We start from the raw sequence: 15167 nt of genomic DNA, 5'->3' as shown, positions 1-15167 counted from the left end.
GAATTGGGTTTTATCTTCGCCGGCATCTTCGACTTTTCACCCTTAATTTTTTGACCTATCTTCAATAGGATCAAAAAATTAAGCCGGCTAAAGCCTGATAAAAATTCGAAGCGCCATCTTTGCTAAAATCCCAACTCTTGAATCACGAGCGGTATATGCCCATAAAAGATAAAAAATAGTAGGTTTAGCATGGATTCCACAATTAATTTAAAACCAATAGTTTACAAAATTAATGATATGATTGATGCATCAATTCACACGCCTCCTCAGCTGCTTGAATTTGGGATTGCTTTCGTCAAAGGTTACTTTTTAGCACTGGATGGATTCACTTTATATCTAGGTGATAAGCTCAAGTTTTTAGTCGTAAGGGCTTGTGATATTTTAAGAAAGATTGCCAAGGAATATACCCAATCTATTGAAGCGGATCGATTTTTTCCTCAAGAGTCTGACTTAAAAGAGCTTAAGGCTATTTCAAATGAGCTTTTAAAGATTAATTTCCACCTTCCGAAAAAGGACTTTTTACACGGGTTTTTAGTGAGCATCTGTGCCTTAAAAGAGAAGGTAAAACACGGGTGTGCTTCAATAGATGAGGCTCATGCTCAGTTTGGGATCGTTTCTGCGTTTGGATTGATCGATTATTGTACCCAAGTAGGTTCAATCAATATGTTGATTCAGCATATGGGATCTTATGCCAACTCTTGGCCGGCGAAATTCGCTTTTAAGTCGGTTGAACAATCCCTTTTAGACGTGATGGATGAAGAGAAAAAAGGGGCAGCTTAAAATTTTTTCTCTTCTCACGAAGAGGTAATGATGGCCCCGCCCAGACATTCGTCATTGCGATAGAAAACGATAGACTGTCCGGGGGTAGTGGCTCTTTGAGGGGCTTTAAAGCGGACGCTCACCTCATTGCCGTTGAGCGGGGTGATCACGCAGGGTTGTTCATCTTGCCGATAACGCACTTTTGCCGTGCATTCAAAAGGGGCCTTCAGAAAAAAATCATCCCTTGTCCAGCTGACATTCGCTGCTTGAAGGTTTTCAGTATACAATAGGGGGTTGTTTTCCCCTTGCACGAGAAGAATCTCATTCGTATCCACTTTTTTGTCCGCAACATACCACGCATCGCCCGGCCCGCCGACTTTAAGGCCTTTACGCTGTCCAATGGTGTAAAAGGCGATGCCGTCATGCCGCCCTAGGATTTCACCCGTTTCAGACACAAAGTTTCCGGGGGTTCTGGGGATATAGGTCTCGATAAAATCTTTAAATTTGCGCTTCCCGATAAAGCAAATTCCGGTGCTGTCTTTTTTATCATGGGTGCTGAGGCCAATTTCTTTAGCGAGTTGCCTTGCCTCAGGCTTAGTTAAGTGTTCTAGGGGGAATAGGACTTTTTCCAGTTGTTTTTGCTTCAAAGTGTAGAGGAAGTAGGTTTGGTCTTTATTAAGGTCAGCGCATTTTGCAAGATAGGGCCCCTGCTCAGATTGGCCCACCTTTGCCCAATGGCCTGTGGCGAGATAATCAGCCCCAATCTCAAGGGCTTTTTCAAGAAAAACCTTAAACTTAATCTCTTTATTACAGAAAATATCGGGGTTGGGAGTAATCCCTAACTTGAGCCCTTCTATAAAGTCTGCAAAGACATTGTCATAATATTCATCGGCAAAATTAAAGGTGTAATAGGGAATGTCGAGATGACTACAGACAGAGATGACGTCTTGGTAGTCTTGGGCGGCAGGGCAGGAGCTATCTTTTTCATCCCAATTGCGCATGAATAAGCCAATGACTCGGTAGCCGGCCTTTTTGAGCAAATAGGCGGCAACGGAAGAGTCAACGCCTCCCGACATTCCAACAGCAACTGTAATCGTGTGATTGGGCTTTTCCATAGGGCTACGAATTGTAGCACACCTTGAGCTCAAGCTTCAAGTCTTATGCTGAAACAAACTGCATACCGAGGATGTTCTTTTAAAATATTTTTTACTATCTCCTTGCCGGATAGGTTTGTAAAATAATTGAATTCATTTAGTTGTTTTGCTAAAATATACTAATCAAAAATTAAATAAATTCTAAATTATGCATCCGGTCAGTAATCGTTCAGATATCAGAAGTTTACCTGAAAGTTCAGCAAGTGAAAGTTCTTACTTACAGAAGATTTCTCGATGTGCGAAGGGGAGCTTATCTGCTGCTTATTCATCCTTAGAAGCGGGAGTTGCCGGTATTTCCCATTTCTCATTCAATGCGCACGTCATTAATCCCATGATGGAGGGCTTGGGCTTTATTGCTCAAAAAGTAAGAAGTTTAGGGTTAAGCAGCTTATTGTTTTTAGGTGTGTATCGTTTAGATGATTTAATAATAAAGGCGGCAGATCGCAATGATCTAAATGAAGTTCAGTTTTTATTGTCCCATGGTCATGCGACTTCCGAGCCGGTTAAGACTGCACTAGTGGGGATGTGTGAAAGGATTCTGTCTGCAGATGGTTCTGAGTATCGTGATGCGAAAGCTATAGGCTATACGGACTTAGAATATGCGACTTCTAAGGGTCATTTACCGATAGTCAAAATGCTTATAGCAGTTGGGGCTGATGCGGGTCATTATGAGGATAAAACGGCTTTAGTATCGGCTTTAGTGTCGGCTTTAGACCTAGGCCATAGGGAAATAGCAGATACGCTTAGGGCAGCTGGGGCTGATGTGGGTCGTGATGGTGAATCGGCCTTAGCGTGTGCAGCTAAGAAAGGCCATCTACCGACAGTTGAAGGGCTCATAGCGGCTGGGGTTGATGTGGATCGTGATGGTGGATCGGCTTTAGCGTGTGCATCTGCGTATGGTCATCTATCGGTAGTCGAAAGGCTCATAGCGGATGGGGCTGATGTGAGTCGTGATGGTGGATCAGCCTTAAGGTATGCATCTTCTAGAGGCCATCTATTGATAGTCGAAAGGCTCATAGCGGCTGGGGCTGATGTGAATTTTGCAATCGATGGTCTCGGCTGGCCCTCCTATGGTGAAACGCCTCTAGAGAGCGCAGCTATAGAGGGTCATACAGAAATCGTAGAAAAGCTTAAAGCAGCGGGAGCCAATATAGGTCTTGAGGATGCCAGTGGCAGGACAGCATTGTTGAGGGCTGTGGAGGCAGGTCGTCTAGAAGTAGCCGAAATGCTTGTAGCAGCTGGGGCTGATGTAAATCACATAGGTAGGGATGGCGATACAGCCTTAACGATTGCATCTCGTAATGGTAATTTCGATGTAGTTAGAGCTCTTATAGAAGCAGGGGTCGATGTAAATCAGGCAAATGCGGGCGGCAACACGGCCTTAATGATTGCATCTAGTAATGGTAATTTAGAAGTAGTCAGAGAACTTATTACGGCTATAGGTCGTGATGAAGAGGGCGTCACACCCTTAATGCGTGCTTCAGAGTTGGGGCATACGGAAGTCGTTGGGGCTATTATAGCAGCTGGTGGGGCTGATGTGGATTGTGCAGATGCCTATGGAATTACGGCCTTAATGAGGGCAGCTTTAAAAGGTCCTGCGGAAATAGTGGAGATGCTTGTAGGAGCAAGAGCTGATGTGAATCGCGCAGATAATAGTGGCAGCACTGCCCTAAGGATGGCGTTGTTAAAGGGGCATACGGACATTGTAGCAATGCTTAGGAGAGCAGAAGCTGAAGAAGAGATCTCAGGTTGTGTCTGTTCTTAAAGTGATGAGGACTTCTAGCCGAAACAAGCAAAACTCTCAATAGCATGCTATAAAAAAGCTGTATGTTGAGGGTGTTTTTTAAAATATTTTTCACTATCTCCTTGTCGGATAGGTTTGTAAAACAATTGAATTTATTTAGTTGTTTTGTTAAAATATACCAATCAAAAATTAAACAAAGTCTAAATTATGCATCCGGTCAATAGTCTTTCAAATAGCAGAAATTTACCTGAAAGTTCAGCAAGTGAAAGTTCTTACTTACAGAAGATTTCTCAATGTGCGACGGGGAGCTTATCTGCTGCTTATTCATCCTTAGAATCAATGGCTACCGGTATTTCCCATTTCTCATTCAATGCGCACGTCATTAATCCCATGATGGAGGGCTTGGGCTTTATTGCTCAAAAAGTAAGAAGTTTAGGGTTAAGCAGCTTATTGTTTTTAGGTGTGTATCATTTAGATGATTTAATAATAAAAGCGGCAGATCGCAATGATCTAAATGAAGTTCAGTTTTTATTGTCCCATGGCCGTGTGACTTCCGAGCCGGTTAAGACAGCACTAGTGGAGAAGTGTGAAAGGATTCTGTCTGCAGATGGTTCTGAGTATCGTGATGCGAAAGATATAGGCTATACGGACTTAGAATATGCATCTGCTAAAGGCTGTCTACCGGTAGTCAAAATGCTTATAGCTGCCGGGGCTGATGTAGATCGCGCAGATGAGGATGGCAACACCGTTTTAATGAAGGCATCTCTTAATGGTCGTCTAGATATAGTCAAAGCGCTTGTAGCTGCAGGAGCTTGTGTAGATTGTGCAGATAAGAATGGCGTTACGGCCTTAATGAAGGCATCTCTTAACGGTTGTCTAGACGTAGTCAAAGTACTTGTAGCTGCAGATGCTGGTGTAGATTGCACAGATAAGAATGGCGAAACCGCCTTAATGAAGGCATCTTGCAATGGTTATTTAGAAGTAGTCAAAGCGCTTGTAGAAGCAGGGGCTGATGTAGATTGCACGGATAAAGATGGCAACACAGCCTTAAATAAAGCGCGGACCTATGATCATTTAGGAGTGTTCAAAGAACTTATAGTTGCAGGAGCCGATATTGGGCCTCATGCGCATGACCCGAGATTTATAAGGAAGCTTATAAGATTAGGAGCTATAGATTGGGCAAGTACCGCCATTGAAAGATGTTTAATAAGGGCAGCTCATGAAAATAACATAGACATCGTAAGAAATCTTATAGGAGCAGGATTGTCTTTTGCTCGGGAAGACTCTAGACAGGCATTGATGGGTGATAGAGCCTTAATAAGAGCATCCGGGAATGGTCATTTAGAAGTAGTCGAAGAGCTTTTAGGTGCAGGTGCTGATGTTGGGTACGCAGATGAGATAGGCAGCACTGCCTTACAGGTGGCGATCTTAATAAGGCGTGCAGACATTATAGAATTGCTTAGGAGAGCAGGAGCTGAAAGGTAGGGCTCATCCTGAAGGTTTGCGTCTGTTTGATCGATTTATCTCACCTCTGCCTATTGTCAATAGCGCGCCCTTTCAGGTAGAAGGGCCTTCGGCCCGATCGACCAGCGCTATAGCCGGCTTCTAAAAATTCCAACTCTTGAATCATTGCCGGCATATCTCATTCCTTGCTTCACAAGTAATAACTGTTAAATTAAACTTCTTCATTTCTTAACAAAATGCTTATTTTAAAAGGGGGCCTTATATGGCATCGTCTTTTCGCGTCGAAGGTAAAAGTTCAAGTCCAACAGCCACAGAAAATATTCTTCCGGCTCGACATCCTAGTCTAGTTCATCATATTCCGGATCTGGATGCTGCTCGTGCTTCTTCTATGCGTCGAAGGGTTGAAAGGTGTTGGGGACCTGAAGATGTGAGCGATACTGATGCGGGCCCGGATCCGGCTTATGTAAAAGCTGCGGCGGTTTCTAATCCAGATTCAACTGTAAGCCGCGCGTCAAAGTATACTCAGAAAAGATTTAAACTCACCAAGGAGTCCAATGGCTCAAGTTATTTGCGTTATTGTCTTGAACATAGACAGCAGATTCTAGCTTTAAAAAAAGCTACTGTAAGCCGCGCGCCAAAGCATACTCAGGAAAGATTTGAACTCGCCAAGGAGTCCAATGGCTCAAGTTATTTGCGTTATTGTGTTGAAAATAAACAGCAGATTTTAGCTTTTAAAAAAGCTGCTGAACCAGAAGAAAAAAAGAGAGAGTTCTTAATAGCTGCTGAGAGAGGTCATCTACCGGTAGTCAAAAAACTCATAGCTGAAAAGATTGATCTAGAGCACTCAGGAGAAGGGGGCTTCACAGCCTTAATAATGGCATCGGAGAGAGGTCATCTACCGGTAGTTGAGCTGCTTATAAACAAGGGCGCTAACAACATTCAGGAAGCCTTAAAGGTTAGCACGTGAACGCCATCAGACGGAAGTGGCGATTAGACTTAATGAGGTGCTATCAAAGGCCTCTTGTTTGCCATCTATTGGGAGGTTGTTTCATTGGTCCCGACCCATTGGATACAAAAAGCTTAATTGAACGGCAAGGGCCCAAGCTGCAATCTTCCCGCTTCAATGAGAGCTTGTCTCTGAAGGAATGAGCCTGCAGCTCGGTCTCTGTTCAAGATGTTTGTGGATTATATCGATATAAGCGCCTTATTATTAGGTGATTAAAAACGGTTCTTGATTTTGATCAATTAATTGAGTAAAATTGCTCAATGTAATGAGTAAAAAAAAGAAAGCGTTATGATCCACAGAAAAATTTATGACGAAATCGTTTCAAGGCTTAAAGAACCCAGGCAATTTATTCAAGTTCTTCTGGGGCCTAGGCAGGTAGGAAAAACGACGATGTCTCTGCAAATACAAGAGCATCTTCAAATACCCATTCATTATAATTCTGCTGATATCGCTACTTTAGAAGACCTCTCTTGGATAGAAACACAATGGCAAATCGCCAGAGATTTAGTGAAAAACAAGGGGTCTGCTCTTCTTATAGTCGATGAAATACAAAAAATCCCCCGTTGGTCATCATTGATTAAAAAGCTGTGGGATGAAGATAGTAAGACCAAATTAAATCTAAAAGTCATTATTCTTGGTTCTTCTCCATGGTTAATGCAAAAAGGATTGTCAGAAAGTTTAGCCGGTCGATTTGAAATTCTTCCGGTCACCCATTGGTCTTTTCAGGAAATGCAAGCTGCTTTTTCTTGGGATATAGACACATTTATTTTTTATGGGGGTTATCCGGGGCCTGCCTCATTGATTCAAAACAATCAATATTCACGTTGGGAAAATTACATTAATGATTCTCTTATTGAAACAACGATTTCTAGAGACATTCTTCTTATGACCCAAGTAAATAAACCTATTTTACTTCGAAGACTTTTTCAACTTGGATGCATTTATTCTTCTCAAATCCTATCCTTTCAAAAAATGCTCGGTCAATTAGATGATGCCGGAAATACGACAACATTAGCTCATTATTTAGAACTCTTATCCGGAGCAGGGCTATTAACCGGAATTTCAAAATTTACTAGTCAAAAAGTTAGAAGTAAGGGATCAAGTCCCAAACTACAAGTGTTGAATACGGCTTTGATGAGTGCACAGTCAGGAAAAACACTAAAAGAAGCAAAAGAGGATAAGGAATATTGGGGGCGATTGGTTGAGTCTGCAGTTGGAGCTTACTTACTCAATCAGATAAGAGGAACTCAAATAGAGTTGTTTTATTGGCGAGAAAAAAATCAGGAAGTAGATTTTATTCTTAAAAAAGGAAAAAAAATAATCGCTTTAGAAGTCAAAAGCTCTTTAAAAAAAGAAGCCCTATCAGGAATGAATACTTTCATAGGGATGTATGAGCCATTTAAAGCCCTGGTTATTGGAAATCATGGGATTCCCATCCAAGATTTCTTGTGCACTCCTATCGATTCGTTATTTTAGATCCGGCGCAACTTTCGGTTATACCTTATTCCCTGCTTCACAATTAATAACTGTTAAATTAAACTTCTTCATTTCTTAACAAAATGCTTATTTTAGAAGGAGGCCTTATATGGCATCGTTTTTTCGCGTCGAAGGTAAAAGTTCAACTCCAATACCTACAGAAACTATTCCTTTAGCTCAACATCCTAGTCTAGTTCATCATATTCCGGATCTGGATGCTGCTCGTGCCCCTTCTATGCGTCGAAGGGTTGAAAGGTGTTGGGGACCTGAAGATGTGAGCGATACTGATTTTTTGCGTTATTGTATTGAAAATAAGCAGAGGATTTTAGATTTAAAAAAAACCACTGAATCAGAAGAAAACAAGAGAGATTTCTTAATAGCAGCTGAGGAGGGTAAGACTTCGGTTATAAAACAAATGATCGACAGTGGAGCAGTTGATGTTAATGATGCAGATAAGGACGGGAACACGGCCTTAATCAAAGCAGCAGCGAATGGTCATCAAGAAATTGTAGGGATGTTTCTAGACAAAGGGGCTGACATAGAACACCCAAATGCGAAAGGCGATACGGCTTTAATGTGTGCAGCTAAGGAAGGCCAATTACCGGTAGTTGACATGCTATTAAGTGCTGACGCTCAGAGTGATCATCCAAATGCTCGCGGTTGGACCCCTTTAATGGGGGCAATTATAGGGGGGCATCTAAACGTCATCGAAAGACTCATAGATAAGGGGGCTGATGTAAATCGTTTAACTAAGGATGAATATAGTACACCCTTGACAATAGCATGTGATTCACGTCATTCAAATCGTCTAACGCTACTCAGAATGCTTTTAGATAAAGGCGCTGATGTGAATGGCGAGGTCTACCGTTTAGCGGGGGCAACATCGGTCTTAACAGCGCCATCTGGGAATGGTGATCTTGAGGTAGTTGAAATGTTCTTAGATGCAGGTGCTAATCCGAATGGCCGCGAATCGAGTGGTTATATTCCCCCCTTAATAGCCGCAGCTGGGAATGGTCGTCTAGACGTAGTTGAAAAGCTTCTAGCTAAAGGCGCTGATGTGAATATCAAGGGGAGGGGTATGTTGGGATGGACGGCCTTAATATATGCGGCCGATGGAAGTCATCTACCGGTGATGGAAATGCTCATAGATAAAGGCGCTGATATGGATGAAGAGGATCATCGGAAAAGGACTGTACTAATGAATGCGGCTGAAAACGGTCATCTAGCTATGATTGAAATGCTCGTAGCTAAAGGCGTTGATGTGAATCATAAGAACAGGATTTCGAAAGAAACGGCCTTAATGTATGCATCTGAGAGAGGTCATCTACCGGTAGTTGAAGTGCTTCTGGCTGCGGGCGCTAAGGACATTCGGGAAGCCTTAGAGGCTGCACGTGAATACCATCAGACGGAAGTGGCGCTTAGGCTTGAGGAGGCGCTATCAAGGGCTTCTTGTTTGTCATCTATTGGGAGGTTGTTGTGTTGTTCCTAGCCCATTGAATAAAAAAAGCTTGATTGAATGAATTATTCCCTACTAAAGTGAGGTTTTAATTCAAAATAATAGAGCAAGTGACAATGGCAAAAAATACACCTGAGGAAGTGAAGCGGCTGAATGCAAATAGGGGAGATCAGGTTCCTATTTGGCACAAGTGGGGTCCTTATGTATCTGAGAGGTCTTGGGGGACTGTGCGCGAAGATTATAGCCAAGATGGAAATGCTTGGAAGTATTTTCCTCATGATATAGCGCGCTCTAAGGCCTATCGTTGGGGTGAGGATGGAATTGCCGGGATTTGCGATCGCTATCAGGTCGTTGCCCTATCGTTTGCTTTTTGGAATCACAAGGATCCCATTCTCAAGGAAAGGCTGTTCGGCCTTACTTCGCAGGAGGGCAATCACGGAGAAGATGTTAAAGAGTATTATTTTTATCTCGATAACACTCCGACACATTCTTATATGCGTTATCTATACAAGTATCCCCAAAATCCCTTTCCCTATGATCGGCTCATAAAAGAAAATGCGTCTCGAAATTCCAATGATCCTGAATTTGAGGTTTGCGAAACGGGGGTTTTTAATGACGGCAAATATTTTGATATCACCATTGAGTATGCCAAAATCGATCCGGATGATTTAGTGATTAAAGTGGCAATTGAAAATCATAGTGAAGATGCCGCTGTTATTGATTTGCTTCCACAGATCGTATTTCGCAATGTCTGGTCTTATGGCATTGGGACTCACGAATATAAGATGAGCGCTGATGAATCCGATCCCGATTGCAAGTGCATCGTATTAGATGATACCGAAGCGGAATCGGTCCAATTTATTACGTTTGATTATTCTTTAGGAAAGCACTATTTTTATGGGCCCGATGGTGGCGAGTCTTTATTTACCGAAAATGAAACGAACCGTGAAAAGCTGTATGGAAAAAAATCACCGACTCATTTTGTTAAGGATGCTTTTCATCGGTATATCATCAATCAAGAAAAGTGTGTGAATGAAAAAAAAGAGGGGACAAAAGCGGCGCTTCATTATGCAAATATTGACATCGAGGGAAAGGGTAAAAAAGAGTTTTTCTTCCGTTTTTCCAATCAACCCCAAGACCGGCCATTAGAAGAAGCGCAAATGTGGATCGATCGGCGCAAAAAAGAGGCTGACGCGTATTACGATTATATTGCAAAAGAGCATCATACCGAGGAAGAAAAACGCATTTTTAGAGAGGCTCTGAGCTCACTTTTATGGTCTAAGCAAATTTATCTCTTTGATGTGCAGAGATGGCTTATGGGCGATGATCCAATGAACCCTCCTCCTCCCGGACGAAAGCTGCTTCGCAATGTACACTGGAGGCATCTTGTTTCCAAACGGGTGATGCTCATGCCGGATAAATGGGAATACCCTTGGTTTGCGGCGTGGGATCTCGCTTTTCATTGTCTTTCTTGCGCTCTTGTTGACCTGGATTTTGCAAAAGAACAGCTGTGGCTTTTGCTCTTTGATCAATTTCAGCATCCTAATGGGCAAATTCCGGCTTATGAATGGGAATTTTCCGATTTAAACCCACCTGTTCAAGCTTGGTCGGCATGGAATCTTTATCAGATGGAGTATGAAAAAACGGGTAAAAAAGACATCTCATTTTTAAAAAAATGTTTTCACAAAATGATGATTAATTTCGTCTGGTGGGTAAACAAAATTGACTCGGCCGGTAATAACATTTTCGAGGGGGGCTTTTTAGGTCTCGATAACATTACGGTCTTTGATCGCAGTAAGGGCATACCGGGCGGGGGTAAACTCGAGCAGTCAGACGGAACGGGATGGATGGGTTTTTTCTGTCTTAAGCTCATGCGCATTGCCATTGAACTTTCTAAACATGACTCCGATTATGAATCCCTTGCTGTCAAGTTCTTTGAACACTTTATCTATATCGCTGCCGCCCTTCACAAGTCGGGAATAAGAGATGTGCAAATCTGGGATGATCTCGATGGCTTTTTCTATGATGTGATTTGTAGGCCTGATGGAACGCATCAAAAAATTGGGGTCCGCTCTCTTGTAGGGATTATTCCCATTTTTGCCGTAGATTGGATTGATCAACAAGAACTCGATGATCTCAAGGAATTTTCCGTGAGTATCAATTGGTTTTTAACCAATCGAAAGGATATCACAAAGTATTGCATTACCTCTTTTGATCAGGATGGAAAAAAGGGCTTTTTAATGTCCTTAATGAATGTCAGTCAAATGAAGCGGGTGCTTAAAAGAGCTTGGGATCCCGATGAATTTCGCTCAGAGTATGGTTTGAGATCCCTGTCTAAATATCATGATCAAAACCCGATTAGGCTCTTTGATCAAGTGCTTCAATATGAGCCGGGGGAGAGTAGAGCGCGTGTTAAAGGGGGGAATTCAAATTGGAGAGGGCCCGTCTGGTTTCCAACGACCTATCTCTTTATTGAAACGCTCGATCGATTGTATGAGCTCTTAGGCGAAGATTTTAAAGTAGAAACTCCGGGAGGAGAACCCGTTGATTTAAAGCAGATGGTTGACTATTTCAGTCGTGCATTGCTTAAGTTATTTCAAAAGAGGGAAGATGGGACACGCCCGATTCACGGCGATAACCCCATCTTCAAAAAGGATCCTTCTTTTAGCGATCAGATCCTATTTTATGAGCATTTCAACGGAGAAACCGGTCAGGGACTCGGTTCCTCTCATCAAGCGGGATGGACGGCCTTAATTGCCAATATCATTCACAAGTGGATTTGAACCGTCTAGTTCAGATTGAGAGATGTTTTCTTGTGTTTGACTAGTGGATATCCCAAGTGCTTCTTCTATTTTGGCGTGGTAACCCGGATATTTATGGAGGTGATCGTGGTCCCCATTTTCAATGATCATTAGATCGGTTTGTTGGTTTGTCTCATCGGTGATTTTTTTTAATCGAAGGCTGGCATCATGAGGAATAATCGAATCCGATGTTCCATGGATGATGTAAATAGGGCAAGGGACATCTTTAATCCACTCGTTCGTTGTGAATGGATATTTCATAACCAGTTTAATGAGTAGTGGTGGAATAAAATAGAGCGTTTTACAGCCGATATCAAAGATATTGTAAAAAGGCGCTTCGATAATCAGTGCTCGAGGGTTGTTTTGGGATGCAACATACGTTGCAAAGCAGGTTCCAAGAGATTTTCCAAAGACCGTAATGGACTCTTCCTTATAGTAATCAAGCAGATATTGATAAGCGACATTACAATCCGTCAGCATCGCCTCTTCAGACTGCTTTCCGCTACTTTTTCCGGCTCCGCGATAATCCATCATAAAAAAATCAAAGCCAAGGTTTGTATAGTTTTCGATCACCGGTCCCCATTTGGGGTGATCCATGTGGCTAGCTTTTCCATGGCAATAAAAGATGACGCCTTTCGGAGTTTCTCGGGTTGTTTCAAATAAAATCGCATTGATTTTTCCCTCATTGGGCGTATCGAGCATAATTTCTTTGTGGGGCATCTCCCATCGGAATTGATGGTCTAAGGGAAGCGTTGAGAAGCCAAAAATGCGCCTCTCTTGTGTGAAATAAAGATTTCCTGCAATTGTTACGGTTGCAGCGACAATAGCGATAATAATGAAACCGAAAAACTTTTTCATGCAAATTCCATGGGTAAAAACAACGATAATACTTGAAATCCCCTTTTTTGGGTATACCGGGAATGAGTGCTAAAAAAGAAGTGTTTAACAAAATCTTTAAGTTTGGTATCAACTTTTCTGTTTAAATTTTGGAAGGATGCGTATGACAATGAGAATAGTTGGTCGAAGTCTTCGGTGTATTTGTCGGGAATCCGGAAATCTTCCGCCAAAGAAGAGCGTTATTTCATTATGGTTGTTGCAAAATCGGATGAACTTTTGTTCAGCACCTGCGTCTCTTGCTCATCTAGGGATTAGACAACTCTCCCCCTCTTTAATCAGTAGAAGTCAATGGGAAGGACAAGTATTATGGGCGGCTCAAAATGGGCATGAAAAAGAAATGGATGGCTATCTTGCGCAAAAAAGAAGACAAGTGACGGGTATTGAATACTCATCCGTCCTAGATCAGGCGCTTGAGGAAGCCGTTATTCATAGACATCCCGAATGCGTTTCAGCTCTGATCAGAGCCCAAAAGCGGGAGTTAGATTGCCCTAATTTAACGCATGCCGGCATCCATCAAGCGTTTAAGCGCGCAATTATTTTAGGAGAGATTGAAAGTCTCGATGTCATCATAAATGGTGATTTTAAGCTCACACGGCTTGAGTTGGAAAAAGGGGTGCTTTTAGCCGCGAGGGAGGGACAAACGGGATGTTTAAAAGTTCTCCTAGAAAAGTTTGGAAAGCAACATACCTTTGGGTTGACAGCCCTTAGAAAGGCCGCATTGTATGCCTGCGAGGAGGGGCATCTCGAATGCTTGCAATATATGAGAAGCTATAATGAGAAGATCGATGGAAGGGCTGTTAATGATAGGGAGTGTTTCAATGCCGCAATCAAAAACAATCAGATTGAGTGTGTTCGTTGGTTGATTGAAGTTGCACATGATAAAATCCCTCTAAGCGAACTTTTCGATATGATTTATGATTTATCACATCAAGGCTATCATGAGAATTTAAAGGCTATTTTGTTTCGTTATAAGGACCGAGTGGGTGCTCAAGTTTTAGGGAAGGGGCTCATCGCAGCTTCTCGAATGAATCAATTGGAATGTTTTAAGCTCTTTCTTTTGCCCGAATTTTTCGAAAAACTGGAAATTCACCCTATTGAGGAAGCGTTTTTCTTGGCCGTGAAATATTCGCATCCAATAATTGTGCAGTCTCTACTATCAAATCAATATGTTCGCGAGCGCCTTTCCAATGCAATATATATCAAGGCGTTATCATTTGCCTCAGAAGATTGGAATACCTGTTGTTTTACGCTGCTCATCAAAAACATCTTTGCAAATAGAGATCAAGCACTACTGCAAGAAATTTTCTTAGGAAAAAACACTCGGTTGGCTGAAAATGTTAAAAAATTTGCATCGAAGATAGGAATCAATTGTGTAACTCACCTTACGTAAAAATGAGGATTCAGAGAGCGAGCGAGGCAAAGCCGGATCAAAACGAAGTGGTCCGAATGAGGAGGGCATAGCCAAAGTGCTATGTCCGACGAGGGAGTATGGATATGGCAAAGCCGCAGCCGCTCTATAATCCTTCATTTTTGCGTAAGGTGAGTGTGTAAGTTAAAAAACGAAATAACCCAGTTGTCGCATGAGATTGTATTCGCCAATCATTTCTTCAATTTGGACGATTTTTCCATTTTCAATTCTAAAAAATGAGACGGAGCGAATGGTAATATAACGGTTTGTGGGAGCAATTCCGATGAAGCTTCCATTTTGAATGCCTGTCAAGGAAACTTGGGCGACGACTTTATTATCTCCCATCACCAGCTGCTCAATTTTAATAGAGATATTACTCAATGAACGGTGGAGTGCACTCATTCTTACTTTAAGATTGGGGCTTCCAATTTCATATTGTGTCAGTGCAGCATGGTGCATTTCCGAAATATTACTGACTTTGCAATTTTCCGTTATCGTTGTCATTAAGTCGGTTAGATTATTCGTTTCAAATGCATGATAAAAATTTTGAACAATTTTATCATTGGATAGCGCCTGCTCTGCCGCTTCTTTCGATCCCAGAGAAAAAATTGCACCAACAGGATCCGAGTAGAGCGGAGATGCCATGGCATAGACAATTGAAAATAAAAGGATAAAAGTCTTCATAATCTACCTCATACCGGGATCTTTCTATAAATTCGCCGTAAATGGAATTTCAAAAGAAATCTAATCAAGTCCCTTAATAAGCAGAGATAGTTTTTATGCACATATTTTTGCAATTTTTTTCTATGAGAATATTACGGTCACGCTGCGAATGGGGGGTGAGGGCTCTTGATAGCTATAGGATTGACGCGATGTGCGAGTTTTCCTGACGGAAAACTGCACATGATTAATGGCGGATAAGCTGCTCAAATTGCAAAGGCCCATTCTTTATGCTCAAGTTGAGTTTAATACTGGCCGTATGCGCCAGTATTTTTCTCCAAA

Annotated in this window: 11 protein-coding genes; 8 read left to right on the top strand and 3 right to left on the bottom strand. The window is 42.1% G+C overall.

Features of this window, described 5'->3' with window-relative positions:
• Window positions 1-189: 189 nt before the first annotated feature.
• Entirely contained in the window at window positions 190-780 is a 591-nt protein-coding gene (locus tag K9M07_07135) for a hypothetical protein (protein MCF7852995.1), read from the top strand.
• A 14-nt stretch (window positions 781-794) separates the two neighbouring features.
• Here K9M07_07135 and mnmA read toward each other — a convergent pair whose 3' ends face one another.
• Window positions 795-1874 carry a tRNA 2-thiouridine(34) synthase MnmA gene (gene mnmA, locus K9M07_07130; GenBank protein MCF7852994.1) on the bottom strand — a complete coding sequence of 360 codons (1080 nt, stop codon included), beginning with the start codon at window positions 1872-1874 and terminating at the stop codon, window positions 795-797.
• A 187-nt stretch (window positions 1875-2061) separates the two neighbouring features.
• Between mnmA and K9M07_07125 the strand changes: the two genes are divergently transcribed.
• From K9M07_07125 to K9M07_07100, 6 genes are all read left to right on the top strand, one after another.
• Window positions 2062-3678 carry an ankyrin repeat domain-containing protein gene (locus K9M07_07125; GenBank protein MCF7852993.1) on the top strand — a complete coding sequence of 539 codons (1617 nt, stop codon included), beginning with the start codon at window positions 2062-2064 and terminating at the stop codon, window positions 3676-3678.
• Between the two features lie 186 nt (window positions 3679-3864).
• Window positions 3865-5142: an ankyrin repeat domain-containing protein gene (locus K9M07_07120; protein ID MCF7852992.1), complete on the top strand. Its 1278-nt coding sequence runs from the start codon at window positions 3865-3867 to the stop codon at window positions 5140-5142.
• A gap of 241 nt (window positions 5143-5383) precedes the next feature.
• The gene (locus K9M07_07115; GenBank protein MCF7852991.1) at window positions 5384-6088 is read left to right on the top strand and encodes an ankyrin repeat domain-containing protein; all 705 of its coding nucleotides are present in this window, start codon (window positions 5384-5386) and stop codon (window positions 6086-6088) included.
• A gap of 327 nt (window positions 6089-6415) precedes the next feature.
• Window positions 6416-7603 carry an ATP-binding protein gene (locus tag K9M07_07110; protein MCF7852990.1) on the top strand — a complete coding sequence of 396 codons (1188 nt, stop codon included), beginning with the start codon at window positions 6416-6418 and terminating at the stop codon, window positions 7601-7603.
• Between the two features lie 109 nt (window positions 7604-7712).
• Entirely contained in the window at window positions 7713-9092 is a 1380-nt protein-coding gene (locus K9M07_07105; protein ID MCF7852989.1) for an ankyrin repeat domain-containing protein, read from the top strand.
• Window positions 9093-9175: 83 nt separating this feature from the next.
• Window positions 9176-11842, top strand: a complete 2667-nt coding sequence (locus K9M07_07100) for a glucosidase (GenBank protein MCF7852988.1) — start codon at window positions 9176-9178, stop codon at window positions 11840-11842.
• Here the strand turns inward: K9M07_07100 and K9M07_07095 are convergent.
• Window positions 11810-12718, bottom strand: coding sequence for a lysophospholipase (locus tag K9M07_07095; protein ID MCF7852987.1), 909 nt, complete (start codon window positions 12716-12718; stop codon window positions 11810-11812). The genes K9M07_07100 and K9M07_07095 overlap by 33 nt on opposite strands.
• 142 nt (window positions 12719-12860) lie before the next feature.
• On the opposite strand from K9M07_07095, the gene K9M07_07090 reads away from it, so the two are divergent.
• Window positions 12861-14147, top strand: a complete 1287-nt coding sequence (locus tag K9M07_07090; protein MCF7852986.1) for an ankyrin repeat domain-containing protein — start codon at window positions 12861-12863, stop codon at window positions 14145-14147.
• A 162-nt stretch (window positions 14148-14309) separates the two neighbouring features.
• On the opposite strand, the gene K9M07_07085 is transcribed toward K9M07_07090, so the two are convergent.
• The gene (locus K9M07_07085; protein MCF7852985.1) at window positions 14310-14849 is read right to left on the bottom strand and encodes an ester cyclase; all 540 of its coding nucleotides are present in this window, start codon (window positions 14847-14849) and stop codon (window positions 14310-14312) included.
• Window positions 14850-15167 lie beyond the last annotated feature (318 nt).

The organism is Simkaniaceae bacterium (assembly GCA_021734805.1).
Lineage (GTDB): Bacteria > Chlamydiota > Chlamydiia > Chlamydiales > JACRBE01 > Amphritriteisimkania.
The sequence above is the reverse complement of the archived record's forward strand: the minus strand, read 5'-3'. Positions and strand labels throughout refer to the sequence as shown.